Genomic DNA, 19,749 nt, shown 5'->3' on the forward strand with positions numbered 1-19,749 from the left:
ATATATGTAACATACCACATCTGCAAAAAGATAATCAATATATTGTGTTGTGATAATTTTCAGTCACCATATATTGTGCTGTTGAACGAATATGTAGAAACTTGTCAATCGGAAAATCTTGAGATATTAAACGTATATCCCAGAGATTAAAAGAAAAACCTCTCCCTTGTTGTTTGTTTCAGCTTTTTCATCATTTGCATCCTATCACCTACTACAATCCTCGACAAAATAACAATTTCACACATGTTTCGGAAAAATTTTTTTGAAATACTCCTCATTCCCTCCTATAATAGATAGAGGAATAGAGAAATGAGGGGGATGGAAAGATGGATTTATGGATCTTAATCGCAGCGATCCTATTAATTATCGCTTTCGGTTTGTATAGATTCTTCAAAGCTAGAAAAATCATGACCACATTACCGGAAGACAAGTTCCGCGAAGGGTACAGAAAAGCCCAGTTGATTGATGTTCGTGAACCGAAGGAATTTGATGGCGGCCACATTCTTGGGGCAAGAAATATACCATTGTCTCAAATGAAAAACCGCCTTATTGAAATCCGCAAAGACAAACCTGTTTATCTATACTGCCAAAGCGGCGCCCGTTCCGCACGTGCCGCAATGATGCTCCACAAGCAAGGATATGAAGACCTCAATATGCTTGAAGGTGGATTCAAAAAGTGGAATGGTAAAGTCAAAACGAAAAAGTAACCACCCTCCCGGTTCTCAAAGAACCGGGATTTTCTTTTCTCCACCTTAAACTATAGAGTTGAAGACTCAGTTTCGAGATGTTCGTGGGATTCTAGTAGCTCCGGGAAAAGGTTCGCTTTCCATGGGGCGGTGAGCCTCCCGCCCCATGGAAAGCGAGTTATTCCCTGCAGCCCCATCCACTCAAAAAACATCTCGAAACTGAGTCTTCAAGAAACCTGCCATATTGTTGAAGAGATAAAACCCGGAGTCCATATGTAGATGGACTCCGGGTTTTGTTATTGTTCTTTTTGATATCTTAAAACAGGTTTCCGTGCAGCTTGCGTTTCATCCATACGACTCACAATCGTCGTATGAGGTGCCTCTTGAACTTTTTCAGGATCATTCTCCGCTTCGTGTGCGATTTGAATCATCCGATCAATGAAATCATCCAGCGTTTCTTTTGATTCCGTTTCCGTCGGCTCGATCATGAGAGCCTCTTCCACATTGATCGGGAAGTAAATAGTCGGTGGATGATAGCCGAAGTCAAGAAGACGCTTCGCCATATCCAACGTGCGGACCCCAAGCTTTTTCTGACGTTTACCAGACAGGATAAATTCGTGCTTGCAATGACGATCGAATGGTAGATCGAATGCCTCTTGAAGGCGTCGCATCATGTAATTCGCATTGATGACGGCGTATTCGCTCACTTTTTTCAACCCTTCCGGCCCCATCGTACGGATGTACGTATAGGCACGGACGTTAATGCCAAAGTTCCCATAGTAAGGTTTCACTCTTCCAATTGATTGTGGGCGGTCATAATCAAACACATACAAGTCATTTTCCTTCTTCAAAATCGGTGCTGGCAAATATTCAGCGAATTCAGCGGTAACTCCGACTGGACCTGAACCTGGTCCTCCGCCTCCGTGAGGGCCTGTGAACGTTTTATGAAGATTTAAGTGAACCACGTCAAAGCCCATGTCCCCTGGTCGTGCATAACCAAGAATGGCATTGAGGTTTGCACCATCATAATAAAGCTTTCCGCCGGCTTCATGCACAATGGCCGCCATTTCTTCGATATCCTCTTCAAACAAACCAAGAGTGTTCGGGTTGGTAAGCATTAGAGCTGCCGTTTGTTCATCGACTACTCGTTTTAAGTCTTCCAGGTCCACAAGTCCTCTCTCATCCGACTTCACGGTTACCGCTTCAAAACCAGCGACTGTAGCTGAGGCAGGATTCGTACCATGAGCAGAGTCCGGTACAATGACTTTCGTCCGGTTTGTCTCTCCCCTTGCTTCATGGTAAGCACGGATCATCATTAACCCCGTCCATTCCCCATGAGCACCGGCAGCCGGCTGTAAGGTAACGGTATCCATGCCTGTAATGGCAGCCAGAGATTCCTGCAAATCGTACATTAAATGTAATGCTCCCTGAACACTTTCTACAGGCTGATAAGGGTGGATATGACTGAATCCAGTCAACCTAGCTACATCTTCATTCATTTTCGGATTATATTTCATCGTGCAGGAACCAAGGGGGTAAAAACCTGAGTCCACCCCGTGATTTCTTTTGGAAAGGCCCGTGTAGTGGCGCATAATTTGCAGCTCACTTACTTCTGGCAGATCTGGTTCACTTTTTCTGATATAGCCTGCTCCAATCATGTCATCGACATCTGTTTCCGGCACATCGAACTCTGGTAAGCTATATCCCGTACGACTTTCTTGACTCAATTCAAATATTAACGGAAAGTCCTGGTTAGACATGAAGATCCCCCACTTCCTTGACAAACATATCAATCTCTTCTTTTGTCCGAATCTCTGTTACGGCAACTAACATACAGTTCTTCAGTTTTTCATCGACTTCACCAAGGTCGTATCCTCCGATGATCCCCTGCTCAAGAAGGAGGCGGTTGAGCTCTTTCACGTCTTTATTCAATTTCACTACAATTTCATTAAAGAATGCCCCGTCAAAAACAACCTCCACGCCTTTTTCCTGGAGCTGCTTCTTCATATAGGCTGTTTTCTGGATATTCATCCAGGACATTTTTCTCAAGCCCTGTTTACCAAGCGAAGACATGGCTACTGAAGAAGCTAAAGCATTCAAGGCTTGATTGGAACATATGTTAGAAGTGGCTTTATCCCGACGGATATGCTGTTCTCTAGCCTGCAAGGTCAATACGAAGCCGCGACGGCCTTCTTCATCCACCGTCTGCCCAACGAGTCTCCCCGGCACTTTTCTCATCAATTTCTTCGTCGTCGCAAAATATCCGCAGTGAGGACCTCCATACTGTGCAGGTATTCCAAACACTTGGGCATCTCCGACAACGATATCGGCTCCAAATTCCCCCGGGGGCGTTAAATACCCTAAAGCAAGGGGATTGCTTGATGTGATCATCATCGCTTTTTTCTGTGTATCTACAATAGCTTTAACCTGGTCCAGTGGTTCGATTTGACCGAAGAAGTTCGGATACTGAACCACCACACTTGCCGTGTCCTCATCGATTTCTCTTTCTAATTGCTCAAGATCTGTTCTACCGTCCTTATGGTCGATCTCCACCACTTCCACGCCTGGTCCTTTAACATAGGAATGGATAACAGCTAAGGACTCAGGATGAATCGCTTTTGACACGAGTACTTTCTTCTTCTTCGTTTGACCGGCAGACAAGTTAACGGCTTCAGCTAAAGCCGTCCCTCCATCGTACATGGAGGAGTTTGCTACATCCATCCCTGTCAATTCACAGATCATTGTCTGAAATTCAAAAATGGCCTGCAGCTCACCTTGAGAAATTTCAGGCTGATAAGGAGTATAAGCCGTGTAAAATTCTGATCTTGAAATGACATGATCTACAATAGAAGGAATGTAATGATCATAAACACCCGCACCAAGAAAAGAGGTATGAGATTTCAAATCGACGTTCTTTCCAGCCAGCTCCGTTAACTCTTTCATCAGTTGAAATTCATTTTTAGGTTTTTTGATTTGTAAATCACCTTTAAAACGGATACTTTCCGGTATATCTGAGAAAAGTTCATCGGACTGCTCAACACCGATGACATTCAGCATTTCTTTTTTATCTCTTTCTGTCATGGGCAAATAACGAAACTCCATGCTTCCATCCCCCTCAATTTATCTTTTATAAAAAGGTGTTTTGACGACTTTCGCTTTCAGTTTCCTTTTCCGGACTTGAACCGTCACTTCAGTGCCCTCAGCTGTGTATTCGCTATTAATCAGTGCCAGACCGACGTTTTTCCCAAGGGTTGGGGACTGAGTTCCTGTAGTAACAAAGCCAATGACTTCTTCGCCGTCCAGGACATCGTAATGGGTACGAGGAATCCCTTTATCGATCATCTCTATTCCGACAAGCTTTCGACCAGGGCCCTCTTCTTTTTGTCGTTTTAAGACATCCTTCCCAATAAAGTCTGACTCTTTATTCACTTTCACTGCAAAGTTCAATCCGGCTTCAATCGGAGTGATTTCTTTACTAAGCTCCTGGCCATACAAGGCGAGGTTTGCTTCAAAACGAAGCGTGTCACGAGCCCCGAGTCCAATCGGCTTCAACCCAAACGGTTCACCCGCCTCAAGGATGGCCTGCCACAACTGGGCTCCTGAATCTGCGTGCAGGTAAATTTCAAAGCCGTCTTCCCCGGTGTAACCTGTGCGGGATACAAGAGCATCTCCATCTACACCCTTCAAGGTCACACCTTGCTTGAAGCGGAAAAACTTGATGTCGGAAAGATCCGTGTCCGTGATGGTCTGAAGTGCTTCTTCCGCTTTTGGTCCCTGAACCGCCAGTTGTACGTATTCATCAGAGACGTCTTCCACGGTTACGTCGCCTCCCTGATGTTCTTTCAACCATTCATAGTCCTTTTGCCGGTTTGCTGCATTCACAACGAGAAGATATTTGTCTTGATCAAGGTGATAAACGATCAAATCATCCACCGTCCCCCCGTCTTCATAGCACATAATTGTGTATTGAGCTTTCCCTGGTTCCAGCTTGGATACGTCGTTCGTCAGCATTTTTTGCAGAAAGGAAAGACTATCCGGCCCTTCCACCATCACTTCTGCCATGTGAGAGACATCAAACAACCCTGCGGCTGTTCGTGTAGCATGGTGCTCCTCTTTGATACTGGAGAACTGCACAGGTAAATCCCAGCCGCCAAAATCGATGGTTTTCGCTCCGAGTTTTTTATATTCAGAGTATAACGGTGTTCGTTTCAAATCTGCCATTGGAACCACTCCTCATCACTGATTTCGCCCATAAAAAAAGAGACTTCACCGCTTGTACGGGAGTCTCTGTCCGTTTCACCAGAAAGATTCACATCAGGAAAACCTGACGCTTGCTTCTTGGGTGGTTTGCACACAAAATGCAAACACTCTCCAGAGTTGCGTCCTATAGAGGTCTTTTTGCCTGAGAGATTCACAAATGATTGCTTGCTCCTTCGGCGCCACGTACGTGGTCTCTCCCTCTACAGTCATTCGCTTTCGTATTTTTCTAGATTTTACCGGGCATACTATTGTGTAAAGTTCAAACATTATTTTGTATATTTTCAGCATCATTATATCACGCGTCTTTCACAAAAGACATGGTAATTCTACAATAATTCGCAATCTTTTATCATCCCTATTGATGGAGGGCTACAAATATGATCGAAATTCATCCAGACCAGTCATTTATTGGATTATTGAGCGAGAACCTGGAACATCCCGACAAACTCACAACCTGGGATGGTTTTAAGCTAGCGTATCAGGCTGCTCAATTTAAAACCGTACCAAAATTCGACGGCCTCCTTGCTCTTGAACACCTCCCCCATGTAGATTTTATGGAACACCAGATTGAAGCAGCAGAAACAGCCGTCCATCAGATGAATGGTCGCGCCATTCTAGCTGATGAAGTAGGCCTCGGAAAGACTTTAGAGGCAGGGCTGATTCTAAAAGAATATATGATCAGGGGAAGAGCTAAAAAAATCCTCATTTTGACACCCGCTTCCCTTGTAAACCAATGGATTCAAGAACTAAATGAAAAGTTTTATATTCAGGCTGCTTCTCCCCGTAAGAAACAGGCCTCATGGAAAGAATGGGACGTAACAGTGACTTCCATCGATATGGCCAAACGGGAAAATCACAGAGAAGTCATTCTCGATATCGATTACGATCTTATCATTATTGACGAAGCTCATAAGCTCAAGAACCATCAAACGAAAAATTACCAATTCGTACAATCCTTGAAAAAAACTTATTGTCTTCTATTGACTGCTACACCCATTCAAAACAAATTGAGTGATTTGTTTAATTTAGTATCCATTCTAAAACCTGGTTACCTCGGAAACTTGACCGATTTCAAGAAGAAATATAAAGAAAATGCAGACGATAAGGATAATATCCAACACATCCATTCTCTTGTCGGGCATTTAATGATACGGAACCGGAGAAAAGACACCGGACTCGATTCCTCCAAGCGCAAAGTCGTCAACGAAAGACTTTCGTTTTCAGATGAGGAAATGGACATGTACAGAAAACTAGAACATCTAAAAGCGAGTCACCCATCCTTTACGTGGCTGACACTTGCAAAAGAACTATGTTCATCCAGAGAAGCTTGTTACATGTCCCTGAACCAATTGAAGAAAAATGCACCGGAAGAAAAAGCTGACCTCTATGATGAATACATTGAAGCGATCGGACAGGTCCCTCATCATGTGAAAGCCAAACGTATGACTGAACTGATTGAAAAAACAGGCGAGAAATTCATAGTATTTACAGAATACCGCGCCACCCAATTTTATTTGCAGTGGTATCTCCAACAGAACGGAATTACTTCCGTTCCATTCAGCGGAAAATTCAATAAGAGTAAGCGGGATTGGATGAAACAATTGTTCAAGAACAAAGCCCAGGTGATGGTCGCAACAGAAGCCGGTGGAGAGGGGATCAACCTCCAATTCTGTCACCACATGATCAACTACGATCTTCCATGGAACCCCATGCGCCTTGAACAAAGAATTGGACGGATTCACCGCTTCGGACAGGAACACGACGTTAAAATTTTTAACTTTGCGATCAAAGATACGATTGAAGATCACATTATGAAGATGCTGTATGAGAAGATCGAAATGTTCAAAAATGCGGTCGGTGACCTGGATCATATTCTTGAGCAGATTCCAGGTGGGTCGTTCGAGCATCAAATTCAATCCATTCTTAAACAATCGGAAAGTCAAGGAGAAGTTGACATCAAGCTTAACAATTTAGTCAGTTATGTCGAGCATACGGTGAATGAAAGGAGGGAAACGAGTTGAATGCCCCAAACCCACACAAATCGTTCGTCAAACAGTTCTTTTCATCTCACGGTTGTACTATCATCAGTGATTCTCCTTCCCAATTCACTGTACAGCTTACCAACGAGATGGATGAGGAGATCATGAATCGGCCTTTTTACTGGCATTACATGAAGAAAATGAATCGAGAAGGCGTCCCCATGAAGCTGACCTTCAGTGATACGGATCAGAAACAGGCAGGCGGCATTTATCTTCATGCAGGAACACCTAAACTTCACCGCTTGTACAATACAGCAATTTCTAAAGCACGGACAGCCAGGCTTTATGAAGTAGTCCATCAGACCAGGGGACAAAACCGGGCCATGAGTCCCTGGCTGGTCGTTAATGGGCTTCTGCACTTCCGCGGAAAACATACCAGGGATGAATCTGTTTCTATAGGAATCAATTTAATCCACGGGACGATGATGCTTGGAATGATGGACAAAATGATGGATATGAATTTTGAAACCACCGTTTCGGACTATACATTTCCGATGAGGCCTGTCATTTCCTTATCACATGCATATAAACGCATGGAACGACATATCGAAACGTATGTAGGTTCGCTCGATCATCAATGGGCAAAAGATTCTCTGCACCATCTTGAAAAAGAAACCCAATTGCTGGAATCCTTTTATGAATCTGAAGACATCGGTTTGGATTCTTTCACGAAAGAGCGTGAACAGCTCGATAATCGTTACAAACCTTATATAGAAATGGAAGTCATCAATGGAGGACTATTTTATATTTCACAGGAAACCAGCAAGACCTGGATACAGCATGAAGTTTCAGACGCTCCATCAGATAGGCATCTATAAGAAAGTTTGAGTAGTTCCAGAGATCATACATCCACAGTTTGTGAAACGAAAAAAGCCGCTGAGGTTCTCAGCGGCTTTTCTTACTCTTTCAATGATTGTTGATTCGTTTTCTTTTAAACATTTTCAAAGCGAAAGGAAGCAATCCGAACCAGTAAAAGGAGGATTTTTTGGAGGGTTTGGATTCTTTTCGTTGCTGCTTCTCATCCTTAGACATGTGCATATACTTGACAACTTCTTCTGTCAAAAACTTTACATAATCATTCTGATTCATGAGAACCCCTCTTTTTCCATTGTTACCTTTAGTATGATCCAAACCCTGCTATTTTAGACGTGACACCACTTCTTCAGTGATCTTTTCCGGAGTCTTCTGGTCCACATGTATGACTATATCTGCCGTCTGTTCATATAAACTCAGACGTTCATCAAACCGTTTTTTCTTTTCTGAGACATCACCTTTCCACAAGGGCCGGTCGGTGTCACCATCCAATCTTTCCACAATCGTTTCCCATTCTGCTTTTAAGTAAACAACGGTCCCTTCTTGCATGAGTTCACGATTCTCTTCCCGTAGGATGACTCCTCCTCCTGTAGACAAGACAACTTCTTCTTTTAAGTTCTTCAAGAATTCTGTTTCCTTATCCCGAAAGTACTGCTCTCCTTTTAGCGCGAACATATCACGAATCTTCATTCCTTCTGCTTCTTCAATAGCCTCATCCATTTCTATGTAAGAATAACTTGTTTTTTCACTTACCATTTTTGCTATTGTAGACTTGCCACTTCCCATGAAGCCAATTAAAAAAATCACTATAATTTTCCTCCTTTTAAAAAGTTATTGCAGGAATTAGTCCCTTTATGTCGAATACAATAAAAGGTCAAAATAATACGGAAGAGGTGATAAATGTTTGAAATCCATCGCTCAATATGCCCATGACCTTATCGTTTCCGCAATCCAGCAAACTGCTACGGACATCCACTTTTCCCCTTATGAAGAAAGAGCCTCCATTCATTTCCGTATCCATGGAAATCGTATTTTCCACTCCACGACCCCAATTCCCATATACAAGAAGCTTCTTTCCTACTTCAAATTCACTTCAGGGATGGATATTGGAGAACACAAACGACCTCAAAACGGTACACTCCAACACCGCTCCAATCAGAACACATTCGACCTGCGCCTGTCTACCCTCCCCATAACCGGAACCGAAAGTTTGGCCATTCGTATTCTAAGACCTATGGACCATACTCCACTTGAACAGCTTTTTCTTTTTCCTTACCAACTTAAAAAGATCCAGCGTTGGTTGAATTACCGAAGTGGCATGATCCTCTTCACAGGACCGACCGGAAGTGGAAAAACCACTACCTTGTATGCCTTGCTCCAATCCCTCACCTCCTCAAATTCATTTCAGGCTATTACTCTTGAAGACCCCATCGAGAAAAATTTAAACAACATTATTCAAGTACAAGTGAATGAGCGTGCAGGTGTGACATATGACACGGGGTTAAAAGCAGCCTTAAGACATGACCCTGACCTCTTAATGGTCGGGGAAATCCGAGACAAATCAACCGCTCAATTTGCGTTTCGTGCCGCTTTAAGCGGCCACCTTGTAATCAGCACGATTCATGCGCGGGATGCACATGGTACCATTCACCGTCTTAAAGAGATGAGTATCAAACAAACCGATATCGACCAAACCATGATTGCCATTGCATCTCAACAGCTTATCTCTCTTAAGGGAGCCAAGCATTTACCGAAGAGAGCAGCAATTCTCGAGCTTTTGGAAGGTCCCTCATTAAAAAGAGCCATTGTAGGACAGACCAATCACCAGCAGAATTTTCAATCGTTCAGAAACTTAAGGAGGAAAGCCTATGCACTTGGCTTTGTTGCAAAAGACGAAGTGGCCCCGTTTTCGTGACCCGCCTTTACCTGTCAGTCAGCAAATTCTGTTTTTTAAAAGGTGCAGTCATATTTTGGACAAAGGTTATCCGCTTCACGATGCTCTGCAAATGACTGGATGGGACACAAAACTAAAATCCACTTGTGACACCTTGACACAGCACCTCAGCGCGGGAGACCCTATCCAGGAAGCTTTTGTGAAAGCACGCTTCTCCCTTTCCGTGACCAATTTCCTCTACTTCAGTCAGATCCACCATAACTTATCGAGAAGCTTTCAACAGTGTAAAGCCATGCTGCAAATGAAGAAGGATTACAAAGAGAAATTTATGAAGGTTATCCGATACCCCGTTTTCTTATTTGTTTTCCTCATCGTTGCTTGCACAATCCTACAAAAAACCGTGATCCCGAATTTTGTACATCTATTTGAAGGCAAGAAAGATGGAACCTTCCACCTGATAGTCATTCTCATGAATGTCATGAATGGGCTGGGCATCCTTGTTTTACTGACTGCCATTCTCTTTATGGCTATTATGATTATCTTACCGCGGATGCCTTTTAAAAAAAAGCTGGCATTTTATGAAAGAATCTCTATTTTAAAGATGTATCAATCCTACTCCGTTTCCTTCCTTTTCACGACCCACCTCCACTCTTTACTTCAGGCAGGTCTCCCATTAAAGGATGCTATTGAGATGATTAATGGGAATGAAAATTATGAACTACTCTCTCATTACTGTAATGAACTCTTAATAGAACTGTCCAACGGTAAAACTTTTGCTCAGGCGATTTACAGCTGTCCGTTATTCAGACCGGAACTAACAAATATATTCCATCACACCAACGATGTCGAAGCTTTAAAAGATGAACTTGAACTTCTTGCAGAATTCTTGATGGAGTACCTCAGTCAAAAGATATCCACGTGGCTCCATGTCATTCAGCCTGCTTTCTTCATCATAATCGCCACTGTCATCATTTTGATCTACGCATCCATCATGCTCCCTCTGTATCAATGGATGAACCAAATTTAAACGAGGAGGAACTCTCATGGTAAAAAACGAAAGAGGATTCACATTAATTGAGATGCTTATTGTTCTACTTGTCATCTCTATATTGTTGATCATCACAATCCCTAACATGTCCAAGAACAGTGATTCTGTAAAATCTAAAGGGTGTGAAGCACTCCAAAAAACTGTAGAGGCTCAAGTGCAGGCGTACTTTATTGAACACGAAACTTTCCCAGCATCTATTCAAACGTTGGTGGATGAAGAATATATCTCCCAAGGTACATGTCCTGACGGTACAGAATTGGTAATAAGCTCAGAGGGAAATGTCAGTGAGAAAACATCACCAACCGGAACGTAACGGCTACACTTTCACCGAAATGGTCATCGTTTTATTGTGCTGGTCCATACTCCTTTCCTGTTTCATTCCATTGCAGTACCGCACCTACCAGAAACTTGAAGCAGACCTTACCCTGCAACAATTAAAGGAAGACCTTCTCCTTACACAACACCTATCCATGAATGATCATGTTTACTATACACTGAATTTCGACCAAGAATCAGGAGGCTATGTTTTATATGACACGAAAGAACGAAAACCAATTTTCACTAGGAATTTACCAGAGCAATGGGCGATGCGCTTGACTACTCTACAGCCAACGGTGCGATTCAATCAGAAGGGGATCATTCAAAAAGCAGGAACAATGTACCTTTATGCCCCGAATAAAACCTATAAGATAGTTTTTCCATTTGGATCGAGCAGGTTGCGAATTGAGGAAATCTGAAGGCTTCACGATGGTTGAGACCTTAAGTGCTTTTACCCTTTTGATCATCATTACATTATTTACGCTTCCTTTGCTTACCGAGATAAGGACTGCAAAGAAGGACCTTCAAGTAGAAAGAAATGCCGTCACGCTGCTTCATAATGAATTCTTTGAACACAGGATGAAGCATGGTCCAATTCCTTATACATCAAAACATTTATTAACTTATGAAATGACTATAGTCATCCAACCCAAAGGTGAATGGATTGCAGGCTGCGTATTATGGAAAAACCAAAGAAATGAAAACAAGGAGTTCTGTTTGCATGATAAAAGGGAATAGTCCAAAAGAAACCGCATTTACCTTATCAGAAGTTTTAATCAGTCTGATGGCGACCATGATCCTGTTAACGATCTCCGTCCCCTTATTTTCTTTACTGAAAGGATATGACTATTACTCTGATTTATCGGTTGATCAGCTGAAAGCAGTCATACAATGGGAAATCAACCAATCCCGTACCTTTAACGTTTCTGATCATTTCATCTCATTCGTTGATAAGCAGGACCGGCACATTGTCTTGGAACAGTATGGAACAATTTTCAGGAGGACTGTCGACGGTTCTGGACACGAAACCCTTATACAAAATATAGAATCCATATCTTTTATTCATGAATCTCCTTCAATTCTAATGGAGGTAAACATTCATGACCGGCTATACACGCGAAAAATCCACCTTACACAATGACCATGGAATTGTCTTTCCTTGGATGCTTATTCTTTGTTTCTTACTTCTTATAGTCACATTAACAACCACCAACCAGTACAAAAACCACCTTTACCTCGTCAAAAGTCATCAAGCTTCAGTTATAAAACAACACATTCTGGACACTTCACGGTTGAAATTGAATACAGAATTAAAAAAGATCCCTAAAGAACAAATGCAATACTCTACTACCCTGCATACCCCTGATGGTGAAAGCGCAGTGGAATGCTCACGTGAGGAAATTCAATGGGAATGCCTGTGGCATATAATAGTAAATAGCAATTCATTTCAGCTCAAAACTTTTCAAATCCCATAAAAAATCGCCCCTCTTCGAGGGACGATGCTTTTATGAGATATTTTGTTTATATTCCATTCTTTTATCTGTAATCCCACGAAGTCCATCCAAATCATATCCGATGACTAATTTATTTCCATTGGTCAAGATTGGACGCCTCAACAGCTTAGGCTTCTCAATAACCAAGTCCAGAAATTCATTCAAGGTTAAGTCCTCTACGTCTAGGTCAAGTGTTTTAAACTCTTTACTTCTTTTCGCTAAAATTTCATCGATCCCATGAGTGGTCAGTGAGAGGATCCTTCTTAATTCGTCAGCGGTAGGAGTCTCACGGAACAGGTGCTGTTCGTTAAAATCCACCCCTTGACTTTTTAACCATGATTTCGTGCGCCGACAGGATGTACAACTTGGGTATGTGTAGAATTTTAACTCTTCCATGTTTAACGCTCCTCGCTTTTTTGTGTAAGTTTATTGTATATTGATTGTATAACCTTTGTACAATATTTTAAACTCCTTTTTTTATTTAGACAAATATTTTTCACAACTTGGCGAGTTAAAGAATAAGCGCAACTGGGAATACAAATACTGAGAAATGAAAGATGAATACGTTTTATTTACAATTGTATCCGGGTCGTTTATAATATGAATGATAGTTTAACGATAGAAAAGGAGGGGGAAAAAGCATGGATCGAATGTTTCGAGTACTGGCCTTTTGGACAGGTATCTTCGCTGTCATGTTCTATACAGGCGATATGATGGAAGCTTCCTTATTATCACTAGTTCAAACGGCTTTTTTCCTTACTATTGGTTACCTTAAGCTGTCAGAACGTATGTATGTGTACATATTTTTCTCATACTTGACAGTCTTTATGATTGGATTCACGTATTATTGTTCCTTTATCTTAGTACCAGGATTTGGCGGACACTAAAAAAAGAACCTGTCATCCTTTTTAAGGATGACAGGTTCTTTTTTAAACTCATCACACGGATTAATTAAGGAAAGGATTCTCTTCCCGCTCTTCACCGATTGTAGTCGGCTGTCCATGGCCTGGGAAAATGCGCATATCATTTCGTAACGGGAAAAGCTGTTCCCTAATACTTTTCTCAAGAACCTCACGGCTTCCTCCCGGTAAATCCGTACGTCCAATACCTCGCTGAAACAAGGTGTCTCCAGCAATCGTAAGACGCTGATTTCTAAATACAAAGGAAACACTTCCTGGTGAATGTCCCGGAGTATGACGTACTTCAAATGGGAAGTCCCCTATTTGCATTTCACCTAGCTCAAAATAGTAATCCGCTGGTCGAGCTGTAATTTGCCCTAAACCGAATAAGGCCGAGCCATTCTTTTGTGGATCCCCCAGCCATTCCGCTTCTTTTTCATGTATGTAGACGGGAGCCTCATAAGCATCTCTTACGGCATCAACGGCTCCAATATGGTCGAAGTGCGCATGTGTTAACAGGACCGCTATTACATCAAGTTCCCTTTCCTGTAAATAGTTCTGCAACTTTTCGAAATCCCCACCCGGATCAACGACTAGCGCTTTATGGTTTTCATGGATGATATAAGCATTTGTAGCGATCGGCCCAAGCGGCAACCTGGTTATTTTCTTCATTTTTTCCACCTCATTTATTCGTTTCTTTATACGTTTATCGGCTTTATCGTACAATGTGTAAAAATAATGTAGATAACTCGACAATTTTTTGTTTATACTATAAAATAGATAAGTACCAATAATAACTACATATAGTATAACATCTATCCTTTATGGATGATAATAATGAAAAGAGACTTAGGGGGTGCTGAATTTGGTAACAGCTATTCTTCTTTTACTCGTAACAATCTTATGTGTTTGGGCAATTTTCCGTGAACTTAAAACAAAAAACTTCTTTGCTGTTCTTTTCGCAGGGGCATCAGCATTGATTTTCGGATGGTTCTCAGTCATGACGATCTGGTACAACTTATTTGGATAAACCTTAAAAAGCAAGCAGACCTTTTGGTCTGCTTGCTTTTTTATGAAAGATCATATTAGGAGCGTGAACTTCTAATCTCTTCATCCGTTTGCAACAGTTGTTTGTTTTTATTGAAAAAATACCTGTACATACATAAAGTAATGAACATGGCACTTAATGAAACAGAAGAGAAAATACTGAGGGATATGACTAACTGATACTTGATGGCCATGACAGGTGAAACACCACCAAGAATCAAACCAGTCATCATTCCCGGCAGCTGTACAAGGCCAATGGTCTTCAGACGGTCGACGTTAGGTATCAAAGAAGCATGTAATGTATTCTGAACGATCAAATGAGAGGCCTGCTTCGGCTCTGCTCCTAAAGACAAGGAAGCGAGCAAGCGGCCATTGTTTTCTTTAAACTCATTTTTCATTCGTTCTAGAGCAAGCCCCATAGCAGTCATACTGTTGCCAATGACCATCCCACTCATAGGAATGACTTCAGAAGGTTTAAACTGGATCATGTCAAATAGGAGCCATAAACTCAGTACACCTACCTCAATGGCCAATAGTCCTCCAAAAAGAATAAACCCGACATAAGGCAAGTCCTTCCCCTTTTGTCTTGCGTGAAAAGTAGCAATGATGATCATAACTGTTAACATAAACGGAATCCCATAAAGAGCGGGTAGATCAAAAAGGAATGTTAATATGTAACCAATAGCAAACAACTGGACCGTTCCTCGAACGGTGGACCAGATAACGTTTTTGCTTACACCAAGCTGGTAGTAATAAGACAATGCCAAAGGGACGATAACGAAAATAATTAAAAAGTATAGCGACTGATTCGATATTTCTGGTTCCAAACCTTCTTCCTCCCTACTGCTCTAAAAACTTCGCAAGCTCTTTTGTTTTCGGATGATCAAACATATTTGGTATTTTTCCATCTTCTACAATCTGTCCATCACTAATAAACAACCCTCGGTTTCCAAGCCTCCGTGCTTGATTTAAATTGTGAGTAACCATAAGCATGGTAAGCTGATGCTCTTCCATCAAACACTCCAACACCTCTTCAATCTCTTCTGCTGTGCGATAATCAAGAGCGCTGGTAGGCTCATCAAGTAGTAAAACTTCAGGTGAATTGGCTAATGTCCTTGCCAAAGATACCCGTTGCTTTTCCCCACCCGAAAGCTGATCTACCTCTCTTTCCAGATAATTAGAAGGAAGTTGAACGTAATCCAATAATTTTTTCCCTTGTTGGTCGTCCCATTCATTAAATAAGGACGGTCCATATTTAATGTTATCCAATACGGTTCCCGGGAATAGATTCGGTGCCTGAAGGACGAGACCTACTTGTTTTCTTAAATCAGTGATGGAATGTTGTTCAATCGGTTCCCCTTTAAAATAAATGGCCCCCTGCTCAGGGTCATTCAAACGGTTCAATAAGAACAATAATGTGCTCTTCCCAGCGCCTGAGGGACCGAAAAGGATGACTTTATCCTGTTTTTCCATTGTAAAATTAATATCTTGAAGAACCCCTTGGTACACATGTTCAAAACGAAACATACCTTTCCCTCTCTCCATAAAACGTTGTTTGTAAATATCATTACCCTTATATGTATGAATTTATGTGAACAGCGAAGTAAAAGCTCCCTACTCTAACTACTACCATTCGCTTTAGTGGGTGGATACGTTATCTATTCACGAGTATTATTCACCCCCTCCTTGTTCACCTTCATAAAGCTTATCAGTTTTTTATAAAGATTTCTAAACGACAACCCTCAAATGGCTGCGAGTTTGCTTCAGCTTTATTACAACTTAGGCCGGAGTGTTTTATTACAGCGTTCCTCACTTCTTATATCAATAAAAATAAAGCCGCTAAGACAATGTCTCAGCGGCTTTTCCCTTATTTTTCTGTTTGATTAAACTCGTAAAACCTGAACAAGTCACCATAAATGATATTATCTGAGTAATTCATTTCTTTACTTACCTTTTCTTTAATAGGCTGGCATACTTGAGCGTCTTCTTCAGGGAGAGGTTCTCCTGAGGAACGATCATAACACGTTTCATTTGAATACAAATAATTATCTGTAATAAAGCTGCCGTCTCTTAAAGCAACGAAGTCTTTATTCTTTTCTGCGAACATATTATCACCGAAGGTTAAGTCTCCGTTTTCTTCAATACCTAGGAGGTGGAGTAATGTCGGTTTAACATCAATTTGACCAACCACCTTATCTTGCACTCCGCCGTCTTCATACCCAGGAATGTGAATCATAAATGGTACTCGCTGAAGTTGGGTTTGCACAAAAGGATCGACTTCTTTTCCTAGGAATTGGCCCATAGCTTTATTGTGAAAATCACTAATTCCATAATGGTCACCCATTAAAACGATGATGGAATCATCATATATGCCGGCATCTTTCAACTGTTGGAAAAATTGTTCCAACGCTTCATCCGTGTAACGAGCGGTTTGGAAATAGGAGTTCAACGTTTTTGAATTGGAATCGTATTTATCGATATTTGCTTTTTCTTCAGGAAGTTCAAATGGAAAATGGTGAGTCAAAGTAATAAATTTGCTATAAAACGGTTTTTCCTGTGATTGCAAATATTTAATGGATTGTTCAAAAAACGCTTTGTCTTCCAGCCCCCAGCCGAAAGAGTTCTCAGGGGTAACTTCGAACGATTTCTCATCATAGAACTGGTCATACCCTACGTTGTCATACATGACATCCCTGTTCCAAAAGCTTGCGTTATTGGCATGAAAAACAGAGGTTTCATAACCTTCTTCATTCAATATTTCAGGCAGAGCATTGTACTCGTTCCCTGCATGTGTGAAATACACAGAACCTCTTCCCAAAGGATAAAGGGAGTTTTCAACAATGAACTCCGAATCAGAGGTTTTCCCTTGGGCCGTTTGATGGTAAAAGTTTTCAAATGTGATAGTGTCCTTACTTTGTTTCAGATCATTAAGGAAAGGTGTCGTTTCTGTTCCGTTAATCTCGGAATCAAATAGAAAGTTCTGGAAGGACTCCACACTTACAAATATGACGTTCTTATCTTCTGCAATTCCATATAGCTCTGAATCCTTGTTCGTTTGGTCAGGCGATGTTTCCTTTAAATACGTCTCTATTTCACTGATTTCACTGCCATCGGCAAAAACTCGCTGGGCCTTTGTTTTTGTCTGCATCGTTGCATCATACAGATGATAGTTGTAAATGCCGATATTCTTTACAAGATATTCACGGTCGAAGGCCCGTACGAAAAGCATCGGACGCTCAATCTCTGCAAGCACAACATTCCCCGCCAAAAGCAGAAAAGTAACGGCAGTCACTGCAATCTTCCCACGCTTCGGCATCTTCACTGATAGGTTAAATTTCTGTCTACTCAAATACCATACGAGCGCCACATCAGCAAAGATGAAAATGTCTTCGATGTGAAGCAAGGTCAGAAAACTACCAGTAAGGTCTGCAGCATTGTTCCCCTGGAACAGCACAGGAATGGTAATAAAGTCGGTAAAGTTCCTATAGAAAATTAAGTTTAAGAATAAGACCAATGAACCGATCAACGTCGTCCAGCGTAAATATTTCATTTGATTTTTAGGTTTCAGCCATACACTGATTGCAAAAATCAAATAGGCACTTGCAATTGGATTAAATAAAAGTATGAATTCTTGCATTGGATTCTCAATCGATAAATCGAACATGAATCTATACACGACATAAGTCTTCAGACCAAACAACAATGTCGCAATGATAAATAATGGCATGTTCTTCATTCTCCATTGCATCATGGTTCCTCCTCTAGTACGATACTGATCAATTTTAACAAAAATTAACCAGGTTCCTTATCTTCTTTAACATTTTCCACTTATAATCCATATTAAACTCTTTCTTCATATATGACGTAATTGGTCCCATAAAAGTTTCATAAAATTTACATTTTCCATCATCTGCAAAATGATAGGATGGAGCTTTTCTTATCATAAGACAAAAACATGATAAAAAGAAGTCTTGACGATTAAAATCTTTTTACAAATTTTATACAATTGAAACATAAAAAAGTTGGAGCTCCAGGCTCCAACTTTTTTATGTATTCTTTTTAACTAAGAAAGCTCCTCCAATGACACCTGCATCATTCCCTAACTCAGCTATACCGAAACTCGATGCTTCCGCCGTTCTTGGTAAGGCGTATTTCCGGTACGCTTTTTCAAGAGGGGCCAACAGTAAATCACCTGCTTGGGAGACTCCCCCACCAATCACGATTTTTTCCGGGTTGATCGCAATCGCCATGTTCGCAATCGCCATTCCAAGGACATCGGTAATTTCCGAAATCACACCGCTTGCCGCCTCATCACCAGCCTTTGATGCTTCGAATACATCTTTGGCGGTCAATGTTCCCTCACTTATATAAGCGTTCAGTTTAGATTCCGGGTGATATTCCGCTGCTTCTTTAGCTTTCCTGACAATACCTGTCGCTGAAGAAACAGTCTCAAGACACCCGGTTTTACCACAGTTACATGGTGCTCCTCCATCAGGTACAACTGTGACATGGCCAATCTCGGCTGCAGTACCGTTGGCACCATTAAGAATCTGGCCGTTTGCAATAATGCCACCACCTACACCTGTACCAAGAGTAACAGCTATGAGCTCTGTGCACCCTTCTCCCGCGCCTAGCCAGTTCTCTCCTAAAGCAGCTAAATTCGCATCGTTATCCACCCATACGGTCATTCCAGTCAATTCTTTGAGAAGGTTACCGAAATCAAAATCTTTCCAACCAATATTCACGGCTTCATGAATATAGCCGGTAGTCGTATCCACAAACCCTGGTGCTCCTGCTCCAATCCCTACGACCATCGAAGAGTCAATCGTCTCTTCTTTCAAAGTGTTTGTAATGGACACTGCGATATCAGAAGGAATCGCTTCTCCCTGATTATCTGTATTAGTTGGGATTTCCCATTTTTTAACGATTGTTCCATTCTCATCAATAATAGCTAATTTTACAGTCGTTCCACCGATATCTGCACCGATATAGTAATGATTCATTACTTTTCCTCCCCCAGTTGACGATCCTTTTGTTTCGCAATTTCACTTCTTAAAAGCAGAATAGCCATTTGAAAGTCTTCGGAAGGCATACATTGGGATTTGTACAACTCCCTTACTTCATCTTCCATCATTTCTAAATCGGCCAATCTGTCGCCTATGTAAATAATCGTTCCGAATTTTTTCAAGTATTGCTGAATATCATAAATCGTTTTCATTTTTCATCACCACCATACATTATACCAATACCTA

The 19,749-nt window shown here is 41.4% G+C and carries 24 protein-coding genes and 2 riboswitches; of the genes, 12 read left to right on the forward strand and 12 right to left on the reverse strand.

Annotated features, from left to right (window positions below; translation table 11 throughout):
- Positions 1-326: 326 nt before the first annotated feature.
- Complete coding sequence (locus GLW00_RS13575; protein ID WP_160914958.1) at positions 327-707, forward strand: rhodanese-like domain-containing protein; 381 nt, start codon at positions 327-329, stop codon at positions 705-707.
- 275 nt (positions 708-982) lie between these two features.
- On the opposite strand, the gene gcvPB is transcribed toward GLW00_RS13575, so the two are convergent.
- The 3 genes from gcvPB to gcvT are packed head-to-tail and all read right to left on the reverse strand — an operon-like array spanning position 983 to position 4,907.
- Positions 983-2,446, reverse strand: a complete 1,464-nt coding sequence (gene gcvPB / locus GLW00_RS13580; RefSeq protein WP_160914960.1) for an aminomethyl-transferring glycine dehydrogenase subunit GcvPB — start codon at positions 2,444-2,446, stop codon at positions 983-985.
- Complete coding sequence (gcvPA, locus tag GLW00_RS13585; RefSeq protein ID WP_160914962.1) at positions 2,439-3,788, reverse strand: aminomethyl-transferring glycine dehydrogenase subunit GcvPA; 1,350 nt, start codon at positions 3,786-3,788, stop codon at positions 2,439-2,441. The genes gcvPB and gcvPA overlap by 8 nt, the downstream gene beginning before the upstream one ends.
- An 18-nt stretch (positions 3,789-3,806) precedes the next feature.
- Positions 3,807-4,907, reverse strand: a complete 1,101-nt coding sequence (gene gcvT / locus GLW00_RS13590; protein WP_160914964.1) for a glycine cleavage system aminomethyltransferase GcvT — start codon at positions 4,905-4,907, stop codon at positions 3,807-3,809.
- 64 nt (positions 4,908-4,971) lie between these two features.
- A riboswitch (glycine riboswitch) is annotated at positions 4,972-5,063 on the reverse strand.
- Positions 5,064-5,066: 3 nt separating this feature from the next.
- Positions 5,067-5,156: riboswitch (glycine riboswitch) on the reverse strand.
- A gap of 167 nt (positions 5,157-5,323) precedes the next feature.
- On the opposite strand from gcvT, the gene GLW00_RS13595 reads away from it, so the two are divergent.
- A complete protein-coding gene (locus GLW00_RS13595) occupies positions 5,324-6,967 on the forward strand; it encodes a DEAD/DEAH box helicase (RefSeq protein ID WP_160914966.1) in 1,644 nt (547 codons plus the stop codon).
- Positions 6,964-7,803, forward strand: coding sequence for a YqhG family protein (locus GLW00_RS13600; protein ID WP_160914968.1), 840 nt, complete (start codon positions 6,964-6,966; stop codon positions 7,801-7,803). Before GLW00_RS13595 ends, GLW00_RS13600 begins: the two co-directional genes overlap by 4 nt.
- A gap of 88 nt (positions 7,804-7,891) precedes the next feature.
- On the opposite strand, the gene GLW00_RS13605 is transcribed toward GLW00_RS13600, so the two are convergent.
- Both GLW00_RS13605 and GLW00_RS13610 read right to left on the reverse strand, forming a co-directional pair.
- Entirely contained in the window at positions 7,892-8,074 is a 183-nt protein-coding gene (locus GLW00_RS13605; RefSeq protein ID WP_089651741.1) for a YqzE family protein, read from the reverse strand.
- Positions 8,075-8,122: 48 nt separating this feature from the next.
- Positions 8,123-8,605, reverse strand: a complete 483-nt coding sequence (locus GLW00_RS13610) for a shikimate kinase (protein WP_160914970.1) — start codon at positions 8,603-8,605, stop codon at positions 8,123-8,125.
- A gap of 97 nt (positions 8,606-8,702) precedes the next feature.
- Here GLW00_RS13610 and comGA point away from each other — a divergent pair, with 97 nt between their 5' ends.
- From comGA to GLW00_RS13645, 7 genes are read left to right on the forward strand one after another with little or no spacing between them, the layout of a single operon-like run.
- Positions 8,703-9,713 carry a competence type IV pilus ATPase ComGA gene (gene comGA / locus GLW00_RS13615; protein WP_160914972.1) on the forward strand — a complete coding sequence of 337 codons (1,011 nt, stop codon included), beginning with the start codon at positions 8,703-8,705 and terminating at the stop codon, positions 9,711-9,713.
- Positions 9,667-10,719 (forward strand): type II secretion system F family protein, encoded by a 1,053-nt coding sequence (locus tag GLW00_RS13620; RefSeq protein ID WP_160914974.1) that lies wholly within the window; start codon positions 9,667-9,669, stop codon positions 10,717-10,719. Before comGA ends, GLW00_RS13620 begins: the two co-directional genes overlap by 47 nt.
- A 16-nt stretch (positions 10,720-10,735) precedes the next feature.
- Positions 10,736-11,053 carry a competence type IV pilus major pilin ComGC gene (comGC, locus tag GLW00_RS13625; RefSeq protein WP_160914976.1) on the forward strand — a complete coding sequence of 106 codons (318 nt, stop codon included), beginning with the start codon at positions 10,736-10,738 and terminating at the stop codon, positions 11,051-11,053.
- Positions 11,025-11,477: a competence type IV pilus minor pilin ComGD gene (gene comGD, locus GLW00_RS13630; RefSeq protein ID WP_335808483.1), complete on the forward strand. Its 453-nt coding sequence runs from the start codon at positions 11,025-11,027 to the stop codon at positions 11,475-11,477. Before comGC ends, comGD begins: the two co-directional genes overlap by 29 nt.
- Complete coding sequence (locus GLW00_RS13635) at positions 11,464-11,796, forward strand: type II secretion system protein (protein ID WP_160914980.1); 333 nt, start codon at positions 11,464-11,466, stop codon at positions 11,794-11,796. The genes comGD and GLW00_RS13635 overlap by 14 nt, the downstream gene beginning before the upstream one ends.
- Positions 11,780-12,199: a ComGF family competence protein gene (locus GLW00_RS13640; protein ID WP_160914982.1), complete on the forward strand. Its 420-nt coding sequence runs from the start codon at positions 11,780-11,782 to the stop codon at positions 12,197-12,199. The genes GLW00_RS13635 and GLW00_RS13640 overlap by 17 nt, the downstream gene beginning before the upstream one ends.
- The gene (locus GLW00_RS13645; RefSeq protein ID WP_160914984.1) at positions 12,159-12,533 is read left to right on the forward strand and encodes a hypothetical protein; all 375 of its coding nucleotides are present in this window, start codon (positions 12,159-12,161) and stop codon (positions 12,531-12,533) included. Before GLW00_RS13640 ends, GLW00_RS13645 begins: the two co-directional genes overlap by 41 nt.
- Positions 12,534-12,563: 30 nt before the next feature.
- Here the strand turns inward: GLW00_RS13645 and GLW00_RS13650 are convergent, their stop codons facing one another.
- A complete protein-coding gene (locus tag GLW00_RS13650) occupies positions 12,564-12,947 on the reverse strand; it encodes a Spx/MgsR family RNA polymerase-binding regulatory protein (protein ID WP_160914986.1) in 384 nt (127 codons plus the stop codon).
- Between the two features lie 245 nt (positions 12,948-13,192).
- Here GLW00_RS13650 and GLW00_RS13655 point away from each other — a divergent pair, with 245 nt between their 5' ends.
- Positions 13,193-13,438 (forward strand): DUF2626 domain-containing protein, encoded by a 246-nt coding sequence (locus tag GLW00_RS13655; protein WP_146812856.1) that lies wholly within the window; start codon positions 13,193-13,195, stop codon positions 13,436-13,438.
- Positions 13,439-13,498: 60 nt separating this feature from the next.
- On the opposite strand, the gene GLW00_RS13660 is transcribed toward GLW00_RS13655, so the two are convergent.
- Complete coding sequence (locus GLW00_RS13660) at positions 13,499-14,122, reverse strand: MBL fold metallo-hydrolase (protein ID WP_160914988.1); 624 nt, start codon at positions 14,120-14,122, stop codon at positions 13,499-13,501.
- 184 nt (positions 14,123-14,306) lie between these two features.
- On the opposite strand from GLW00_RS13660, the gene GLW00_RS13665 reads away from it, so the two are divergent.
- The gene (locus GLW00_RS13665) at positions 14,307-14,480 is read left to right on the forward strand and encodes a DUF2759 domain-containing protein (protein WP_307725367.1); all 174 of its coding nucleotides are present in this window, start codon (positions 14,307-14,309) and stop codon (positions 14,478-14,480) included.
- A 55-nt stretch (positions 14,481-14,535) separates the two neighbouring features.
- On the opposite strand, the gene GLW00_RS13670 is transcribed toward GLW00_RS13665, so the two are convergent.
- The 5 genes from GLW00_RS13670 to GLW00_RS13690 form a co-directional block, all read right to left on the reverse strand.
- The gene (locus GLW00_RS13670; protein WP_160914990.1) at positions 14,536-15,324 is read right to left on the reverse strand and encodes an ABC transporter permease; all 789 of its coding nucleotides are present in this window, start codon (positions 15,322-15,324) and stop codon (positions 14,536-14,538) included.
- 13 nt (positions 15,325-15,337) lie between these two features.
- Positions 15,338-16,024 carry an ABC transporter ATP-binding protein gene (locus GLW00_RS13675; protein ID WP_160914992.1) on the reverse strand — a complete coding sequence of 229 codons (687 nt, stop codon included), beginning with the start codon at positions 16,022-16,024 and terminating at the stop codon, positions 15,338-15,340.
- Positions 16,025-16,364: 340 nt separating this feature from the next.
- Entirely contained in the window at positions 16,365-18,245 is a 1,881-nt protein-coding gene (locus GLW00_RS13680; protein ID WP_160914994.1) for an LTA synthase family protein, read from the reverse strand.
- Positions 18,246-18,543: 298 nt separating this feature from the next.
- A complete protein-coding gene (locus GLW00_RS13685) occupies positions 18,544-19,500 on the reverse strand; it encodes an ROK family glucokinase (RefSeq protein ID WP_160914996.1) in 957 nt (318 codons plus the stop codon).
- Positions 19,500-19,715, reverse strand: a complete 216-nt coding sequence (locus GLW00_RS13690; protein WP_160914998.1) for a YqgQ family protein — start codon at positions 19,713-19,715, stop codon at positions 19,500-19,502. Before GLW00_RS13690 ends, GLW00_RS13685 begins: the two co-directional genes overlap by 1 nt.
- Positions 19,716-19,749: the final 34 nt, after the last annotated feature.

Source organism: Halobacillus litoralis (assembly GCF_009856445.1).
GTDB classification, from domain to species: domain Bacteria; phylum Bacillota; class Bacilli; order Bacillales; family Halobacillaceae; genus Halobacillus; species Halobacillus litoralis.

Excerpts from the sequence above, each read along its gene's own strand:
- gcvPB (WP_160914960.1), bottom strand. The coding sequence starts at position 2,446 with ATGTCTAACCAGGACTTTCCGTTAATATTTGAATTGAGTCAAGAAAGT.
- comGC (WP_160914976.1), top strand. The coding sequence starts at position 10,736 with ATGGTAAAAAACGAAAGAGGATTCACATTAATTGAGATGCTTATTGTT.
- GLW00_RS13675 (WP_160914992.1), bottom strand. The coding sequence starts at position 16,024 with ATGTTTCGTTTTGAACATGTGTACCAAGGGGTTCTTCAAGATATTAAT.
- GLW00_RS13660 (WP_160914988.1), bottom strand. The coding sequence starts at position 14,122 with ATGAAGAAAATAACCAGGTTGCCGCTTGGGCCGATCGCTACAAATGCT.
- gcvT (WP_160914964.1), bottom strand. The coding sequence starts at position 4,907 with ATGGCAGATTTGAAACGAACACCGTTATACTCTGAATATAAAAAACTC.
- GLW00_RS13605 (WP_089651741.1), bottom strand. The coding sequence starts at position 8,074 with ATGAATCAGAATGATTATGTAAAGTTTTTGACAGAAGAAGTTGTCAAG.
- GLW00_RS13655 (WP_146812856.1), top strand. The coding sequence starts at position 13,193 with ATGGATCGAATGTTTCGAGTACTGGCCTTTTGGACAGGTATCTTCGCT.
- gcvPA (WP_160914962.1), bottom strand. The coding sequence starts at position 3,788 with ATGGAGTTTCGTTATTTGCCCATGACAGAAAGAGATAAAAAAGAAATG.
- GLW00_RS13575 (WP_160914958.1), top strand. The coding sequence starts at position 327 with ATGGATTTATGGATCTTAATCGCAGCGATCCTATTAATTATCGCTTTC.
- GLW00_RS13620 (WP_160914974.1), top strand. The coding sequence starts at position 9,667 with ATGCACTTGGCTTTGTTGCAAAAGACGAAGTGGCCCCGTTTTCGTGAC.
- GLW00_RS13640 (WP_160914982.1), top strand. The coding sequence starts at position 11,780 with ATGATAAAAGGGAATAGTCCAAAAGAAACCGCATTTACCTTATCAGAA.
- GLW00_RS13595 (WP_160914966.1), top strand. The coding sequence starts at position 5,324 with ATGATCGAAATTCATCCAGACCAGTCATTTATTGGATTATTGAGCGAG.
- GLW00_RS13645 (WP_160914984.1), top strand. The coding sequence starts at position 12,159 with ATGACCGGCTATACACGCGAAAAATCCACCTTACACAATGACCATGGA.
- GLW00_RS13650 (WP_160914986.1), bottom strand. The coding sequence starts at position 12,947 with ATGGAAGAGTTAAAATTCTACACATACCCAAGTTGTACATCCTGTCGG.
- GLW00_RS13690 (WP_160914998.1), bottom strand. The coding sequence starts at position 19,715 with ATGAAAACGATTTATGATATTCAGCAATACTTGAAAAAATTCGGAACG.
- GLW00_RS13685 (WP_160914996.1), bottom strand. The coding sequence starts at position 19,500 with ATGAATCATTACTATATCGGTGCAGATATCGGTGGAACGACTGTAAAA.
- GLW00_RS13680 (WP_160914994.1), bottom strand. The coding sequence starts at position 18,245 with ATGCAATGGAGAATGAAGAACATGCCATTATTTATCATTGCGACATTG.